18 protein-coding genes are annotated in these 16,083 nt (G+C 67.6%); 7 read left to right on the plus strand and 11 right to left on the minus strand.

The window, feature by feature from the left end; translation table 11 throughout:
• Positions 1 to 3: 3 nt before the first annotated feature.
• Positions 4 to 975, minus strand: a complete 972-nt coding sequence (locus J0J10_RS23650) for an NADPH:quinone oxidoreductase family protein (protein WP_291649763.1) — start codon at positions 973 to 975, stop codon at positions 4 to 6.
• Positions 976 to 1,218: 243 nt separating this feature from the next.
• On the opposite strand from J0J10_RS23650, the gene J0J10_RS23655 reads away from it, so the two are divergent.
• The 4 genes from J0J10_RS23655 (at position 1,219) to J0J10_RS23670 (ending at position 4,389) form a co-directional block, all read left to right on the plus strand.
• Positions 1,219 to 1,785, plus strand: a complete 567-nt coding sequence (locus J0J10_RS23655; RefSeq protein WP_291649702.1) for a hypothetical protein — start codon at positions 1,219 to 1,221, stop codon at positions 1,783 to 1,785.
• A gap of 205 nt (positions 1,786 to 1,990) precedes the next feature.
• Positions 1,991 to 3,217 carry a dual-specificity RNA methyltransferase RlmN gene (rlmN, locus tag J0J10_RS23660; protein ID WP_291649705.1) on the plus strand — a complete coding sequence of 409 codons (1,227 nt, stop codon included), beginning with the start codon at positions 1,991 to 1,993 and terminating at the stop codon, positions 3,215 to 3,217.
• A gap of 4 nt (positions 3,218 to 3,221) precedes the next feature.
• A complete protein-coding gene (locus tag J0J10_RS23665) occupies positions 3,222 to 3,701 on the plus strand; it encodes a hypothetical protein (protein WP_291649706.1) in 480 nt (159 codons plus the stop codon).
• Between the two features lie 340 nt (positions 3,702 to 4,041).
• Positions 4,042 to 4,389 (plus strand): RcnB family protein, encoded by a 348-nt coding sequence (locus J0J10_RS23670; RefSeq protein WP_291649708.1) that lies wholly within the window; start codon positions 4,042 to 4,044, stop codon positions 4,387 to 4,389.
• Positions 4,390 to 4,413: 24 nt separating this feature from the next.
• On the opposite strand, the gene ggt is transcribed toward J0J10_RS23670, so the two are convergent.
• Positions 4,414 to 6,177 (minus strand): gamma-glutamyltransferase, encoded by a 1,764-nt coding sequence (gene ggt / locus J0J10_RS23675; protein WP_291649710.1) that lies wholly within the window; start codon positions 6,175 to 6,177, stop codon positions 4,414 to 4,416.
• Between the two features lie 138 nt (positions 6,178 to 6,315).
• Between ggt and J0J10_RS23680 the strand changes: the two genes are divergently transcribed.
• From J0J10_RS23680 to J0J10_RS23690, 3 genes are all read left to right on the plus strand, one after another.
• Positions 6,316 to 6,927, plus strand: a complete 612-nt coding sequence (locus J0J10_RS23680) for a LemA family protein (RefSeq protein WP_291649712.1) — start codon at positions 6,316 to 6,318, stop codon at positions 6,925 to 6,927.
• Between the two features lie 116 nt (positions 6,928 to 7,043).
• Positions 7,044 to 7,838, plus strand: coding sequence for a TPM domain-containing protein (locus tag J0J10_RS23685; RefSeq protein WP_291649715.1), 795 nt, complete (start codon positions 7,044 to 7,046; stop codon positions 7,836 to 7,838).
• Between the two features lies 1 nt (position 7,839).
• Positions 7,840 to 8,448 carry a TPM domain-containing protein gene (locus J0J10_RS23690; RefSeq protein ID WP_291649717.1) on the plus strand — a complete coding sequence of 203 codons (609 nt, stop codon included), beginning with the start codon at positions 7,840 to 7,842 and terminating at the stop codon, positions 8,446 to 8,448.
• Positions 8,449 to 8,571: 123 nt separating this feature from the next.
• Here the strand turns inward: J0J10_RS23690 and J0J10_RS23695 are convergent, their stop codons facing one another.
• From J0J10_RS23695 to J0J10_RS23735, 9 genes are all read right to left on the minus strand, one after another.
• Positions 8,572 to 9,324, minus strand: a complete 753-nt coding sequence (locus J0J10_RS23695) for a DUF1223 domain-containing protein (protein WP_291649718.1) — start codon at positions 9,322 to 9,324, stop codon at positions 8,572 to 8,574.
• A 68-nt stretch (positions 9,325 to 9,392) separates the two neighbouring features.
• Positions 9,393 to 10,373, minus strand: a complete 981-nt coding sequence (locus J0J10_RS23700) for a lipid A biosynthesis lauroyl acyltransferase (RefSeq protein WP_291649720.1) — start codon at positions 10,371 to 10,373, stop codon at positions 9,393 to 9,395.
• 215 nt (positions 10,374 to 10,588) lie between these two features.
• On the minus strand, positions 10,589 to 11,611 hold the full coding sequence (locus J0J10_RS23705; protein ID WP_291649722.1) for a zinc-binding dehydrogenase: 1,023 nt from the start codon (positions 11,609 to 11,611) through the stop codon (positions 10,589 to 10,591).
• A gap of 13 nt (positions 11,612 to 11,624) precedes the next feature.
• Positions 11,625 to 11,909, minus strand: coding sequence for a type II toxin-antitoxin system RelE/ParE family toxin (locus J0J10_RS23710; RefSeq protein ID WP_291649725.1), 285 nt, complete (start codon positions 11,907 to 11,909; stop codon positions 11,625 to 11,627).
• Positions 11,906 to 12,145: a CopG family ribbon-helix-helix protein gene (locus tag J0J10_RS23715; protein ID WP_291649727.1), complete on the minus strand. Its 240-nt coding sequence runs from the start codon at positions 12,143 to 12,145 to the stop codon at positions 11,906 to 11,908. Before J0J10_RS23715 ends, J0J10_RS23710 begins: the two co-directional genes overlap by 4 nt.
• Positions 12,146 to 12,243: 98 nt before the next feature.
• Positions 12,244 to 12,990, minus strand: coding sequence for an SDR family oxidoreductase (locus tag J0J10_RS23720; RefSeq protein ID WP_291649730.1), 747 nt, complete (start codon positions 12,988 to 12,990; stop codon positions 12,244 to 12,246).
• The gene (locus tag J0J10_RS23725; protein WP_291649732.1) at positions 12,987 to 14,270 is read right to left on the minus strand and encodes a beta-ketoacyl-ACP synthase; all 1,284 of its coding nucleotides are present in this window, start codon (positions 14,268 to 14,270) and stop codon (positions 12,987 to 12,989) included. The genes J0J10_RS23720 and J0J10_RS23725 overlap by 4 nt, the downstream gene beginning before the upstream one ends.
• Positions 14,271 to 14,281: 11 nt before the next feature.
• The gene (locus J0J10_RS23730; protein ID WP_291649734.1) at positions 14,282 to 15,412 is read right to left on the minus strand and encodes a beta-ketoacyl-ACP synthase; all 1,131 of its coding nucleotides are present in this window, start codon (positions 15,410 to 15,412) and stop codon (positions 14,282 to 14,284) included.
• A gap of 2 nt (positions 15,413 to 15,414) precedes the next feature.
• A complete protein-coding gene (locus tag J0J10_RS23735; protein WP_291649736.1) occupies positions 15,415 to 15,876 on the minus strand; it encodes a 3-hydroxyacyl-ACP dehydratase FabZ family protein in 462 nt (153 codons plus the stop codon).
• Positions 15,877 to 16,083 lie beyond the last annotated feature (207 nt).

The following is a 16,083-nucleotide window of genomic DNA, read 5'->3' on the forward strand; positions in this document are numbered from 1 at the left end:
GCCTCAGGGCGTCAGCACCACCTTGCCCTGGGCCTTGCGCTCCGCGATCAGCGCGAGGGCCTCGGCGGCGTGCTCGAGCGGGAAGGCGGCGTGGACATGGGCGCGGATCCTGCCCTCCGCCGCCCAGCCGAGCAGGCGCTCCATATTGGCGCGGTGGGCGGCGGGCTCGCGCCGGACGAAATCGCCCCAGAACACGCCGCGCAGATCGCAGCCCTTGAGCAGCAGGAGGTTGAGCGGAGGCCTCGGAATGGCGCCGCCGGCGAAGCCGACGACGAGATAGCGCCCGCCCCAGCCCATCGCGCGCAAGGCCGGCTCGGCGAGATCGCCGCCGACCGTGTCGTAGAGCACGTCCACTCCGTCCGGGGCGAGACGGCGCAGTCCGGCCCGCAGATCGTCCGCCGCATAGTCGAGCCCCTCCTGCGCGCCATGCTCGCGCGCCAAGGCGAGCTTTTCCGGCGAGGAGGCGCAGGCGATGACGCGCGCGCCGAGAAGGGCGCCGATCTCGACAGCCGCGAGCCCCGCCCCGCCGGCGGCGCCAAGCACCGCCAGCGTCTCGCCGGCTTTCAGTTCGCCGCGCTGGATCAGCCCATGCATGGCGGTGCCATAGGTGACGAACAGCCCGGCGGCCTGCCGATCGCTCAGCTTCTCGGGAATCCGGATCGCCGCTTCGGTCGGAACCACGACGATCTCGCGGGCCGCGCCATGGCCGAGCCAGGCGGCGACCCGCTCGCCGAGGCGCCATTGGGTCACCCCCTCGCCGAGCGCGCTGACGATGCCGGCGCATTCGGCCGAGGGTGAGAAGGGAAGTGCCGGCTTGACCTGATAGCGCCCCTGGATGACCAGCGTGTCGAAGAAATTCAGCGCCGCGGCGCTGACCCTGATCGCGATCTCGCCCGGCCCCGGCTCCGGTTCGGGCAGATCGCGGATGATGAGGGTTTCGGCCGGGCCATGGGCCTCGCAGAGCAGCGCCTTCATCTTGTGGCAGAGCAGCGCCTTCATCTTGTGTCGGTTCCTTCTGGGGCTTCGTTCGGCCGGCAGCCTCGCTCAGCGTCAAGCTGGCACGGCGCGGCCGCGGGGGAAACCGCGCGGGAAGCCCGGCGTATTATTCGCATTTTCGCCAGGATCGTGACATTCTATGCGTCGTGGCGCGCTGTCCGGATCGCCGATCTCGCATGGCCTCCATCTGGCGTTAAGATTTCTGATGATTAGTGGCGATCCATGATTCGCAAGCCGGCTCCCTTCTCCGCCCGCCGCCCGCTCACGGCGGCTGCCCTTCTCAGCCTGACCGCGCTGGCGCTGCTGTCGCCCGGCGCGGCCCAGGCGCAGCGCGCCTCCAGCGGCCAGGGCCAGGCGCTCCTGCTCGAGACCGCCGGCAAATGGCAGGCCTTCTCCTCGCAGCAGGGCCGCTCGAAGATCTGCTATGCGCTCTCCAAGGCCGAGAGCCGTTCGCCCGCCAATCTCAAGGACGTCGATGGGCTGCTGTTCATCTCGACCCGTCCGACCGAGGGCGTGCGCAACGAGATCAGCCTGGTGATGAATTTCGACCTCAAGGAAGATGTCGAGCATCAGGCGATCATCGGCAATGAGCGCTTCGTGCTCGTCGCCAAGGGCCAGAACATCTGGCTGAAGAACCCGGCCGAGGAAGGCCGCATGCTCGACGCGCTGCGCAAGGGCTCGGCGCTCGAGATCAAGGGCACCTCGAAGCGCGGCAACCCGACCAGCGACAAATATTCGCTCGCCGGCATCTCGCAGATCGTCAAGCGGGCCGAGGACGCCTGCAAGTAGCGCCTGCTCTGCTCGGAGAGGCTGCCACTTCCATAGAAATGGCCGCCTCGTCGCGGCCTTTCCGCTTCCTGCCGATCGCCTCCGTGCCCGAGGGCCGGACGCATATGCATGCCCGGCCGCTCGCTCGTGATTTCACGATACCGGGTTTTCATGCTATGAGCCCCGGAAATTCAGGGCCCGGTGGCCCATTTCGAACCGAGTTCCGATGACCGTTACCGCCCCTTCTTCCACCGCTCCGGCGGTCGAACCTGCTTTGCAGCGCCCTTCGCTGGTCGGCCGCACGCGCGCCGGCATGGCCGAGGCGCTGGCCGAGATCGGCGTTCCCGAGAAGGAGCGGCGCATGCGCGTCGGCCAGCTCTGGAACTGGGTCTATCACTACGGCGTCCGTGATTTTTCGGCGATGACGACGATCGGCAAGGGCCTGCGCAGCGCGCTCGCCGAGCGCTTCACGCTCGATTTGCCGGAGGTGACCGCCGAGCAGGTCTCGAGCGACGGTACCCGCAAATGGCTGCTGCGGATGGCGCCGACCGGCCCGCGCGACCGCGGCGCCGAGATCGAATGCGTCTATATCCCCGAGGTCGACCGCGGCACGCTCTGCGTTTCCAGCCAGGTCGGCTGCACGCTGACCTGCACCTTCTGCCATACCGGCACGCAGCGCCTGGTGCGCAACCTCACCACCGAGGAGATCGTCGCCCAGCTGATGGTGGCGCGCGAGCGCCTCGGCGATTTCCCGAACCGCAGCGCGCCGGACGGCGCCTTCGTGCCAAATGATGGTGGGCGCTTCGTCTCCAACATCGTCTTCATGGGCATGGGCGAGCCGCTCTACAATTTCGACGGCGTGCGCGACGCGATCGACGTGATCGCCGACAATGAGGGGCTCTCGCTCGGTCGCCGCCGCATCACCGTCTCGACCTCCGGCGTCGTGCCGCAGATCGGCCCGCTCGGCGACGATATGGGCACGATGCTGGCGATCTCGCTGCATGCGGTGCGCGACGAGCTGCGCAACGAGCTGGTGCCGCTCAACAAGAAGTACCCGATCAAGGAGCTGCTCGAGGCCTGCCGCAACTATCCCGGCCTGTCGAACGCCAAGCGCATCACCTTCGAATATGTGATGCTGAAGGGCGTGAACGACAGCGACGCGGATGCGCGCGAGCTGGTCCGGCTGCTCAAGGGTATTCCGGCCAAGATCAACCTGATCCCGTTCAATCCCTGGCCCGGTACGAAATACGAGTGTTCGGATTGGGAGCGGATCGAGCGCTTCTCCGAGATCGTCTTCCGCGCCGGCTATGCCTCGCCGGTGCGGACCCCGCGCGGGCGCGACATTCTCGCCGCCTGCGGCCAGCTCAAGAGCGAGACCGAGAAGCTCTCGGCGAGGGCGAGGCTGATGCTGGAGCAAGGCGAGGCCGAGCAGCCGGCGGCGCTCGCGGGCTGACATCATGCTGCGCTGGCTGTTGTTGATCCCGTTCGCGCTGCTCTTTGCGGTCGGGGCCGGGATCTTCGCTTTGCTGATCGCGGGCGTCGTCTCGCCGGATCTCGGCCTTTTGATCGGCGGTGGCTTCGAGCGGCTGATCGCGGCCCTTTTCGACATGGCGGCGCAAGGCTTCGATCCCGGCCCCGCGGCGGATGCGGCGTTCTCCCTGCTCGGCCGGCTCGGCTTCGCGATCCTGGTGGCGCCGGTGCTGCTCGTCGCCATCGGCTCCGAGCTCTTCCGCCTGCGCAGCGGGCTGATCCAGAGCGGCCTGACCGGAGTGCTCGCGGCGCTGTTGCCGCTCGCCATGCTCGGACTCGCGCGCGCGCCGAGTGCCGCTGAACTGCAGATCATCTCCGCCCTGTTCCTGGTGGGGGCGGCGACGGGCTTCGTCTACTGGCTGATCGCCGGGCGCGGCGCCGGCGGCGAGCGGGCGGATCCAGCCTGATCCTGAAATGGGGCGCGGGCTGCGCCCGTCGGCTCTGCGCATCGTCATGCCGAGCAAGCGGCCTAGCCGCGTCGCTCCGGCGCTCTATCGCTGCGCACTGGCGCCGCCTTATGGCTTCCGGCGTTCCGCGACCTTTATCACTGTGCCGGCCAAAGGCCGGGCCTGAGGGCCCCAGCCGGAATGGCGCTGAACGCAAACCGCAAGTTACTCCACAGTGCAGCTTCGTCTCTTGTTCACTGATCTCCAGATGTCCTGATCATTACAGAACATTAATGGAACGGTTCAGATTTGGTTCATCCCTGACGGCTAAATTTTACCTATCGAACAACGGAGTTTAGCCATGTTCAAGCGTTCTATTATTCTTGCTTCTAGCTTTGTCGTTATTGCTTCTTCTGTTGCCGTTGCTCAGCCGCGCTACCATGGGCCGAGCTCAAATTCCTATTATGTCGAGAAAAGAGTGATCCATGCTCCGGCTCGCGGTCATGTCCGCCAGAAGGAAATCCGCCACCATCGCTGGGCGAAGGGTCAGCGCATGAACGACTGGCGCCGGCACGGCCAGGTGCGGGACTACCACCGCCATGGCCTGCGCACGCCGGGCCGCGGCCAGACCTGGGTTAAGGTCGACAATAACTACCTGTTGCTGAGCATGGCGACCGGCCTGGTCGCGGCGGTGACCGCGGCGCGTTGAAGCCGGTGAACAGGCGATCGGGGATCAGTCCCCGATCGCGACGCCCTCGCGCCTGCCGTCGGCGCCGCCGAGATAGCCCGCCGGCGTCTTGACGATGGCCTGGATGCCGGAGGTCATGTCGAGCAGGCGGACCTCGTGGCCCCTGGCTTCCAGCGCCGCCTTCCAGGCTTCGGCCTCGGTGCCCCTTTCCAGCTCGGTCGGGCCGTTGCGGCTGCCGAAATTGCCGAGATCCACCGCCTGTTGCGGATCCATTTTCCAGTCGAGCAGGGCGATCAGGGTTTTTGCGACATAGCCGATGATCTGGCTGCCGCCGGGCGAGCCGGTGACGGCATAGAGCCGGCCGAAAGCGTCGAAGACAATGGTGGGCGCCATCGAGGAGCGCGGCCGCTTGCCGGGCTCGACGCGGTTGGCGACCGGCTTGCCGTCCTCGATCGGCGCGAAGCTGAAATCGGTCAGCTCATTGTTGAGCAGGAAGCCGCCCTTGGTCATCAGCCGGGCGCCGAAACCGTCCTCGATCGTCGTGGTCATCGAGACGGCGTTGCCGGCGGCGTCGATCACCGAGATATGGCTGGTGCCGTTCTCGATCCCGTCGGAGGGGGCGAGCAATTGCGCGCGCTTGTGCGGGGGATCGCCGGCGGTCGCCTTGCCCATCGATTTGTCGGGCTTCACCAGCCCGGCGCGGCCGCGTAGATAGCCTTCGTCGATCAGGCCGGAAGTGGGGACGCTGAGGAAGGCGGGGTCGGCGAGATAGAGCGCCCGGTCGGCGAAGGCGAGACGGCCGGCTTCGGCGATCCAGTGCGCCGCTTCCAGGCCGGGGCCGAGCCGGGCCATGTCCGCGCGCTCGACGATGCCGAGGATCTGCTGCACGGCGATGGCGCCGGAGCTCGGCGGGCCCATGCCGCAGAGCGTGTAGACGCGATAGCGGCCGCAGACAGGAGCGCGTTCCTCGACCGTGTAGCTAGAAAGATCCTCGAGCGTGATGTCGCCCGGATTGTTCTTGTGGCCGGTGACGGCGGCGACGATGTCCTGGGCGATTTCGCCCTCATAGAAGGCGTCGGCGCCGCGGCCGGCGATGGCGCGCAGCGTCGCGGCGAAGGCCGGATTCTTGAGGATGGTTCCAGCCGCCTTGGGCCGGCCATCGGCCTCATAGAAATAGGCGGCGGCGCGCGGATCCTTGATCAGGTTCTTTTCCAGCGCCAGCAGGCCGGCGAGGCGGGGCGAGATCGCAAAGCCCTGCTCGGCCAGCTTGATCGCCGGCGCGAACAGCTCGGACCAGGGCAACTTGCCCCAGCGCTCATGCGCCTCCTCGAGCAGTCTGACCGTTCCGGGCACGCCAACCGAGCGGCCACCGACCACGGCGTCGGCGAACTTCATCGGCTTGCCGTCGGGGTCGAGGAAGCGCTCGGGTCTCGCCGCCTTCGGCGCAGTCTCGCGCCCGTCCAGCGTGGTCAGGCGCTTTCCAGCCTCGTCCCAGTGCACGAAGAAGGCGCCGCCGCCGATGCCGGAGCTCTGCGGCTCGACCAGGTTGAGCACCAGCTGGATCGCGATCGCCGCGTCGGTGGCGCTGCCGCCTGCGCGCAGGATCTCGCGTCCTGCCGCAGCGGCGAGCGGGTTGGCGGCGGCCGCCATGTAGCGTTGTGCCGTGCCCATCGTCCGGGCAGTACGGCCAGTCGCGGCCTCCGGAGCCGGGGCGAGCCCCTGCTGCGCCGCGGCGGGGGCGCCCAGTGCGAGCCAGAGCCCGGCCGCGGGCAGCGAGAAACGCGCTATGAAGGACAGGGTACGCAGCATGGGCATTCCTCTCGCCTTGCCGGCCAAGACTAGTCCCAATCGCCCCTGTCGCGCCATGCTCGGTGTGTCTTTGATCTGACTCGCGGCGCAGCTATGCTCGGCCACCGGGTTCTTCCGTTCCAGCCAAGGTTTCCGCCCATGGATCTCCTCGCGCCCTCGCCGGCCCTGCGCCGCTCCTTCGCCCTGCTTCTGGTCGGCCTGCTCGGCCTTGCGCTCGCCGGCTGCGGCTACAACAACGTGCCGACGCTCGAGGAGAAGGCGAAGGCGGCCTGGGGCGAGGTGCAGAACCAGTATCAGCGCCGCGCCGACCTGATCCCCAACCTGGTCGAGACGGTGAAGGGCTATGCCCAGCAGGAGCGTGAGGTGTTGACGCAGGTGATCGAGGCCCGCGCCAAGGCGACGCAGGTCAAGGTCGACGCCTCGACCATCACCGACCCCGCCAAGTTCAAGGAGTATCAGGACGCGCAGAATCAGCTTTCCGGTGCGCTCGGGCGCCTGATGGTCACGGTCGAGCGCTATCCCGAGCTCAAGTCGAACCAGAACTTCCTCGCTTTGCAATCGCAGCTGGAAGGCACCGAGAACCGGGTGACGGTTGCGCGCCGCGACTACATCCAGGCGGTGCAGGCCTTCAACACCGAGATCAGGACCTTTCCCGGCGTGATCTGGGCGCGGCTGTTCTGGGGCGCCAAGCCGATGGAGAGCTTCTCGGCGACGGCCGGGGCGGAGCGGCCGCCGGCGGTGAAGTTCTGAGCGCGTGATCTCGCGTGAACTTGGGCGCCGGAGCCACTGACATGCCGTCATTCTCGGGCGGAGCGAAGCGCAGACCCGAGAATCGCGATCAGGAGATGCCCGGGGCAAGCCCGGGCATGACGCTTGTCCGTCGGCTCGGCATTCTCCTCCTCTTCCTCCTCATCCCATTTCTCGCCGCCGCAGCCGAGCCGAGCTATCCCGCCCTGAGCGGGCGGATCGTCGATGGCGCGAAGCTGCTCGATGCCGAGGCTAGCGCCCGCATCGCCGGGAAGCTGAAGGCGCATGAGGAGAAGACCACCGACCAGGTCGTAGTCGCGACCGTGCCCTCGCTGCAGGGTCTCACCATCGAGGACTACGCCAACGGGCTGTTCCGGACCTGGGGGCTCGGCGACAAGGCCAAGAACAATGGCGCGCTGCTGCTGGTCGCGCCGAACGAGCGCAAGGTCCGCATCGAGGTCGGCTATGGGCTCGAGGGGGCGCTGACCGACGCGCTCTCCAAGGTGATCATCACCACCGCGGTGGCGCCGAAGTTCAAGAACGGCGATTTTTCCGGCGGGATCGAGGGCGGGGTCGACGCGATCCTGTCGATCCTGACCGGCGATGCCGAGGAATGGCAGCGGCGCGCCCAGGTCAGGGAGGACGAATCCTCCTGGGCCGAGGATCTCGCCGTGATCTTCGTCATGATCATGGTGTTCATCCTGATCGTCAGCTTCATGCGCGAGCTCGGCCGGGCGAGCGGTGGAGCCCGCCGGCATCGCATGCGCGACGGGCGCTGGGTGACGCTGCCGCCGTCCAGCGGCTCGGGCTGGGGCGGGGGGTCTTCGTCAGGCGGCTGGAGTTCGGGCAGTTCGGGCGGATTTTCGGGCGGTGGCGGTTCGTCCGGTGGTGGCGGGGCGTCGGGAGATTGGTGAGATGCTGAATTCTGGGGATCGCGATGCCATCGCCGAGGCGGTGCGCGAGGCCGAGCGCCGCACCTCCGGCGAGATCGTGGTGGTGATCGACCGTGCCGCCGGCAGCTATCTCGCCGTGCCGGTGGTGCTGGCGCTGACTGCCGCCCTGTTCGTGCCCTGGCCCTTGCTGGCGCTGACGATGACGAGCGCGCCGCGGATCTTCCTGCTGCAGCTGATCGCGGCGGCGCTGCTGCTCGCCGTCCTGCTCTGGTATGGCCGCGGCGGGCGCTTCGTGCCCGGTTTCGTCAAGCGGCGGCATGCACATGAGACGGCGCTACGCGAGTTCACGGCGCGTGGGCTGACGCAGACGCGCGGCCGGACCGGCGTGCTGCTCTATGTCGCCGTACAGGAGCGCTATGCCGAGATCGTCGCGGATGCGGGAATCGACGGCAAGATCGATGAAGCCAGCTGGAAGGGCATCATCGAGCCGCTGCTCGGTGCGGCGCGCGAGGACAGGCTGCGCGAGGGGCTGGAGGTGGCGGTCAGAGCGATCGGGGAGGTGCTGGCCGCGCATGCGCCGCCTGTCGCCGACGATGTCGACGAATTGCCCAACAAGGTGGTGATTCTCTAGATCGCCGCGCCCGTTCGGACGCGGTCACGGTGATCTATCTTTTTGTTATCGCACCGGAGTTTTCCGAAAAGAGGATTCCACTTTTCGGCCCGATGCTATGGACGGCGTCGGTAGGCCGTTCGCTCAGCGCGCCGCGCCCAGGATCGTGCCGGCGAGAACCGGGCCGCCGCGCTGGTGCTGGTCAGTCTGCACCAGAACGACGTAGCCGTCGGCATTGGGCTGTTGCGTGACCGCAAGCGGCGCCGTCAGCGACACCGCTGCACCCGACCAGTCTCCGACGCGGGTGACGGCGCGCACGACATTGGCATAGGTCACGGTCTTGCCGGAATTCTCGCCGCGCTCGATCGGCACCAGGGTCTTGCGGCTGAACGAGACGACCCAGACGCCGGCAGGCTTCTCACCCGTTACGATCTCGCTCGCCGAAAGCGCGATCTTCAAGGCGCCATCCGCCTCCTTGACCGCGATCTTGACGGGCAGGCTGGTCGTGGCCTGCTCGCGGACCATCGTCTCGATGCCGGGCCTGTCGGAGCCGACGATGTGGCTGGTGCCGTTGACCACGGCCTGGGGCGTGTAGACCTGGCCGTCGCCGCGCGCCTTGGCATAGAGCTTCTGCCGCTTGGTGAAGGCCGGCTGGCCGAGCGTGTCCTTCCAGCCGAGATAATCCCAATAGGTCACCGGGAAGGTCAGTGCGATCAGGCTTGGATCCTTGGCCAACTCGACGAAGAGCGCATCGGCGGCCGGACAGGACGAACAACCCTGGCTGGTGAAGAGCTCGACGACCGCTCGCGGCTGCACCGGCGCCTGTTGTGCATGGGCCGGCATCCCGGCCGAGAGCAGGGTGACGAGTGCGGTGAGGAGACGGTAGCGAACGGACATCGGGATCAACTCGAGGCCAGATACAAGCAGGCCGCTACCAAAAGCGCCAGTACCCGCTCACTTGGAAATCACTTTGCCTTGAAAACCGGGGTGACCGGCGTCCTTTCCCCAAAATGTCGCAGGGCCTCGGTGCCGATCATGTTCGGGCGCCAGCGCCGGTGCATCCAGAGCCACTGCTCGGGATGCTCGCGGACCCAGCCGTCGACTACGGCGGTCATCATCGCCATGGCGCCGGTGACGTCGATCTCGCCATTGGCGTCGCGCGGCAGGTCGAGCGGCGGCGTCAGCTCGATGCGGAAGCGATGGTTCGGCAGGCGTATGACGCGCACCCCATGCACCGGACATTCGAAGCGCCGGGCGAACTTGCCGAGGATCGGGTTGGTCAGCGCCGGCCGTCCCAGGAAGGGAACCACGACGCCGCGGGTGAAATGCTGGTCGATCAGCATGCCGAGATGGCCGCCCTTCTCGAGCACGCCCTGCATGGCGAAGGCGGCGCCTTGCTTGGCGGCGGCGAGCCCGCCCATGGCGCCGGAGCGGATCTCATGGACGACGGCGGCGATCGCCGGATCGTTCGGGGCGCGGAAGACGGCGGTGGTGTCGAGATCGTAGGTGGCGGCGCAGATCGCCGGCAATTCCCAGTTGCCGAGATGGGAGGAGAAGATCAGCCCCGGCTTGTCGTCGTCCTTCAGCGCGATGAAGTGCTCGATGCCGACGACCTCGACCCGGCCATTCGGGTCGGGGTTGGCGTAGTCATAGTCGAACAATGTCTTGAGATGGGCGTATTCGGCGACGGTGCGGCCGAGATTCTCCCAGCCGCCGCGGACGAGGCGCCTGGCCTCGGCATCGGCGATGCCCGGGAAGGCGGCGCGGACATTGGCGTAGGCGACGCGGTTGACCGGGATCAGCGGGCTCGCGCTGCGCAGGAGCCAGCCGCCGAAATTGGAGGCGCGCTCCGGCCCGAGCGCGCGCAGGAAGGCGAAGAACGCGCGCACCAGCCCGATCATCAAGCCTGCGCCGATACGCGTCGCGAACTGCTTCAACCGCTTCAAGCTAGGATCCCGGCCGGTCAGGCGCGGGTCGGGCCCGCCGCCGGATCACGCTGCGTTCGGCAGGAAGCGCCCGAATGCGGGTACGTGATCGATTTCCAATATCCGGCGTCCTGCTTTACGCGACGATCGCTCGCCGCCGTTCATGCAAGACACCGGGGCGCGACTTGCGGGATCGCAGCCGGCGCGTCAAGCCATTGCCGCAGATGGGCCGGGCTTCAGAGCGTGACGATGACCTTGCCGAAGACCTTGCGGCCCTCGATCCGGGTGAGCCCCTTCTCGAACTCGGCGAGCGGGAAGACCGAATCGATCACCGGCTTCATGCCGGCCGCCATCTTGTCGAGCGACTGGCTGATGTTCTCGATCCGGCAGCCGAAGGAGCCGAAGATCCGGTATTGCTGCTGGAAGAGCTGCATCAGGTTCATCGTCGTCGAAGGCCCGGAAGTGGCGCCGCAGGTGACGAGCCGGCCGCCGCGCTTCAGGCAGAGCAGCGAGCCGTTCCAGGTGTCGGCCCCGACATGCTCGAAGACGACGTCGACGCCCTTGCGCTTGGTGAGCTGGCGAACCTCGCCCTCGAAGCGCTCGGTCTTGTAGTTGACGACGAAATCGGCGCCGAGCGCCTTGGCCTTCTCGCCCTTCTCGTCGTCGCCGACCGTGGTGTAGACGGTGCAGCCGATCGCCTTGGCCATCATGATCGCGGCCGTGCCGATGCCGGAGCCGCCGGCATGGACGAGGATCGACTCGCCGGGCTCGAGCTTCGCATTGTCGAACAGCATGTGCTGGACGGTGCCGAAGCCGATCGGCGCGCACGCCGCCTCCTCGAAGCTGACGCCCTTCGGCGCCTTGATCACCAGGCGTTCGGGCCGGTTGATCAATTCGCGGGCGAAGCCGTCGATATGGAAGCCCATGATTCCGGCGACGTTCTCGCAGAGATTGTCACGGCCCTCGCGGCAGGCCTTGCAATGGCCGCAGGTCTCCGCGCCGTACATGGTCACGGTGTCGCCGACGGCGAATTTCGTCACACCCTCGCCTATGCAGACGATCTCGCCGGCCGCCTCGACGCCGGCCGCCTGCGGCATCTTGCGCTTGGCGAAGGCCATGCCGCGAAAACCCCAGAGATCGAGATAGTTCAGGCCGACGGCGCGAACCCGAATCTGGACCTCGCCGGCGGCGGGCGGCGGCGGCGGATCGATCTGTTCGAGACGGAGGTCGCGGTCGCCATGGAGCTGGAGGGAGAGCATGGGGCTTCGTCTTTCAGAACTGGTCCGGCCATTGCCGGGAGGCATGCAAGGCAGCGAGGATTTCGACGCGTTCGTCGCGAACGCGGTAGGGAAGAATATAAGGCGTACCCGTCACCACGAATTCGCGGGTGCCGTCAACGCGGCCGGGGCGGCCCATGTTCGGTTGATCGATCAGCGATTGGGCCCTGGTCTCGATCAGAACCGCTAGCCGCTCCGCCGCCGATGGGCTGTCAGCGGCGACATGGGCGAAGATCGCATCGATCTCTGAGAGCGCCCGCGCGGTCCAGAAGAGCTTCACGCCTTGGTCCGGTATTTGGCAAAGACGGCCTCGACTTCCTGGTCGGTGGCCAACTCGCCGCGATCCGCCTCGGCGACGCCTTCCTTGATGCGGGCGATCTGCCAGGCGTTGAGTTCGACATAGTTCTCGATCGCCTTGGCGGCGAGCCAGTTGCGCGAGCGATCGGTGTTTGCCGCCAGCGCGTCGAGCTTGGCGAGGGTTTCGTCGTCCAGGCGGATGGTGAAAGCAGCCGTCATGATGGTTCACTCCGGTTCAGGGTGAACATAGGCGCTCCCCAGCGCAGCGCCAAGCACTGCGCGTTTACCATGTTTCACGTGAAGCGTTCGTGCAGGACTCAGCGATGGACGCCCATCTGCGCCATCAGTCCGCCATCGATCGGCAGGACCGTGCCGGTAATGTAGGCGGCCGGCGGGCTCATCAGGAAGGCCGCGAGGCCGGCGACCTCGTCCGGTCTGGCGAAGCGGCCGGCCGGGATCTGGGCTTCCATCTTCTCGCGATAGGCGGCGTAAGGCGCCATCATGTCGGTGTCGACGAAGCCGGGCGCGATCACGTTGACGGTGACGCCGCGCTTGCCGGTCTCGACCGCCAGGGTGTTGGCATAGGAGATCAGCGCACCCTTGGAGGCGGCATAGGCGGCATTGCCGGGGCTGCCGCGCAGGGCCGCGACCGAGCCGATCGCCACGATACGTCCGGCCCTGGCGCGGATCATGCCGCGCACCAGGCTCTTGGCGAGGCGGGTGAAGGCCCAGAAATTGACCTGCATCGCCGCCTCGGCCTTGTCCTGCACCATCATTGCGGCGAGGGAATCATAGGGCTGGCCGGCATTGTGGACGAAGCCAAAATAGCTCTCGCCCTCGGCGCTCTCGCAGAAGGCGTCGAGCGCCGGCTTGTCCGAGAGATCGAGCGGCAGGGCCCGGATTGCGCGGCCGAGCTGTGCCTGCGCGATTTCGGCGGCGAGCGCCTGCGCCTGTTCGCCCGAGGAGCGATAGGTGAAGTCGACATCGTGGCCGGCACCTGCCAGCGCGCGCACGATCGCGGCGCCGACACCCTTGGCGCCGCCGGTGACCAGGATCCGCGTCATGATGCCTTCGGCTCCGCGGTCAGGACGAGGCAGGTGTTCTGGCCGCCGAAGCCGAAGGAGTTCGACAGCACGGTGCGGACCTTGGCGTCGCGGGCCTGGTTGGGCACGACGTCGAGCGCGATCGCGGCATCGGGCTGCTGGTAGTTGATGGTCGGCGGGATGCGGCCATTGGCGATGGTCAGGAGCGAGATCACCGCCTCGACGGCGCCGGCCGCGGTCAGCGTATGGCCGAGCATCGACTTGTTCGAGGAGATCGGCAGGCTGGCCATGCGCTCGCCGAACACGGCCGAGCAGCTCATCGCCTCCATCTTGTCGTTCTCCGGCGTCGATGTGCCGTGGGCGTTGATGCAGTCGACGTCCTCAGGCGTCATGCCGGCATCGGCGAGCGCGTCCTGCATGGCGAGGATCGCTGGCCTGCCGTCCGGGCTCGAACGGGTGCGGTGGAAGCCGTCGCCGCGCTCGCCGCAGCCGGCGACGATGCCCAGAATGGTCGCGCCGCGGGCGAGAGCGTGGTCGTAATCCTCGAGCACCAGCGCGCCCGAGCCCTCGCCCATGACGAAGCCGTCGCGGTTCTTCGAAAACGGCTTGGAGGCCGCTTCCGGCGGGTCGTTCTGGGTCGAGAGCGCCGAGAGCAACGAGAAGCGGATCAGCGCCTCGGCATGGACCGAACCGTCGGTGCCGATGCACAGGGCCGCCTGCGTCTCGCCGCGGCGGATCGCCTCGACGCCCATCTGGATCGCGGTGGCGCCCGACGAGCAGGCGGTCGACAGCGAGATCGGCGAGCCTTTGGTGCCGAATTTCTCGGCGATGTGCTCGGCGACGCCGCCGAACAGGAAGAGCTCGTGCATCGCCTTGTATTTATGGGTCGCGGCGGCGCGCAGCAGGGCGTCGTAATCGGCCTCGCCCTCGATCGCCTGCGCTACTTCCTGCTTCTGCGGCCATTCCATCTCGACCGGCGGCACCGCCATGAAGAGCTCGCCCGGGAAATCGCCGGGTGTGCCGAGGCCGCTCTGGGTCACGGCCTCCTCGGCGGCGAGCGTCGCCAGCTTCTCGGAGAGCTCCGGCGCGGCGAAGGGCCTGTCGAACAGGAAATCGACGGTCGCGGCGATGGTGGTACGCAGTCCCTCGGTCGGGAAGCGCTCGATGCGATGGATACCCGAGCGGCCGGCGGTCAGCGCCTGCCAGTTGGCGTCCTTGCCCTGACCTAGCGAGGTGATGATGCCGATCCCGGTGACGGCGACGATCGGGCGGCCCTGGCTGTCGCGATGGCTAGCGCTCATGTCCTGGCTCCTCACGCCTTGACCAGTCGGGCGGCGCCTTCGCCACGCCAATGGGCGGCTCCGGTGACGATCGCTTCTTGTGCGGCGTCGGTCGAGAGCGCGGCGGCGGCGAGCGCCACCGAGACCGGGAAGGCGGCCTCGACGGCGTGGCCGACGAGGTCTCCGGTGGCGATGCGCTTCGCCTTCGGCGCGGCGGCAGCGATGGCGGCGGCCTCCTCGGCGGTGATCCCGGCGCAGCCTGTCGCGGCCGAAATGGCGAGCGCGCCGGGCGCGGCCGGTCCGAAGCCGCCGAGCAACTGGTCGAGCCCCTTGGCGACCGAGCCGGGCTGGCGCCGGCTGCGATGCGCGCCGACATGGCTCAGCCTTGCATGGGCATGGGCGCCGCGCGCCTTGGCGTGCTCGGCCGATTCCAGCACCAGAAAGGCGGCGGCGCTGCCGGTGATCAGGCCGGGCGCGTCCTCGCGGGCGAAGACCGGCGCGAAGCTGCCCGTGCGCAGGAAGCCACCGAGCTCGAAGAGCAGCAGCATGTCGCGCCGTTCGGCATTATAGGCACCACCGACCAGCATCACCTCGGATTGGCCGGCCGCGATCCTCGCATGAGCAGTGCGGATCGCATCGACGCCGGCCTGCTCCTCGCCCATGAAGGTGCGCGAAGCGCCGGTGACGCCGTGGACGATCGCGATATTGCCGGCGAGCAGATTGGAGAGCTGGGCGAGGAACAGTGTCGGCCGGAGATCGCCCATCAGGCGCTCGTTCAGGAAGGGGCCGGGCTGGTTGGCGCCGCGCAATCCGGTGAGGATCGCGCTGTCGACGGCGTGGTCGCGCTCGCCGCCGCCAGCGGCGACGATGACCTGCAGCTTGCTCTTGGTCTCGGCATCCTCCTTCAGCCCGGCGGAGTCGAGGGCGAGGCCGGCGGTGTAGACGCCGAGGCGCTGCCAGGGCTCCATCTGGCGCTGGTCGGACTTCTTCGGGATCTGGCGGTCGAGCTCGAGCGGCTTCAGCGGATGGACCGGATAGGGCGCGAAGCTGGTCTCGTCGACGATCGGGGCCATGCCCGCGGCGAGGGCCCGGGCATGCGTATCGATGCCTTCGCCGAGGCTGGAGGCGAGGCCGATGCCGGTGATGAGGACGTCATGTGCCATGGTCAGGCCGCTTCCGGGTTGAGGCCGATGGCGGCGATGCGCGCCTCCATCAGAGCGCGCATGTCGGCGGGGAAGGGCATCAGGCGGAAGCGCAATTCGGCATCGCAGATCGGCTTGCCGTCGATCGTGATCTTCGCCTTGGTCGCGGCATAGCCCGAGCCCTCATGGACGAGCTCGGCGCTGACATCGAGCACCGCATCGGGCTCGACGAAGGTACGGAAGCGCGCCTTGTCGACCATCATCAGGAAGGGCATTTGCGACAGCCCGTTGAGGGCGAGCAGGAGATAGCCCGAGGCCTGGGCCATGGTCTCGGTCAGGAGCACGCCGGGAACCAGCGGGTGGCCGGGAAAATGGCCCTCGAAGACCGGGCTCTTCGAGGGGACTGTCGAACGGGTCACGATGCGCTTTTCCGCCGGAACGAAGCTCGCGACCTGATCGATCATGTCGAAATATTCGAGGCGCATGCAATTCCAACCGGTTGGAGGCGGGCGCCTCGGGCGAAGCGCGCGCGGCGCTCATCCGGGGGCAGGCCTGTCTCTCATTAAGGAGCTGGAGCAGGATGCGAAAAGCCGGGCTGCGCCTTTTCGCATTCTGCACCAGGCGCCGCGCTGGAGAGTTCATCCTCCGCGCCGCGGCGCTTCAGCGTCCTGCTGTATCGGTTGCGCCGGCCG

The organism is Allobosea sp. (genome assembly GCF_017308075.1).
Taxonomy (GTDB): domain Bacteria; phylum Pseudomonadota; class Alphaproteobacteria; order Rhizobiales; family Beijerinckiaceae; genus Allobosea.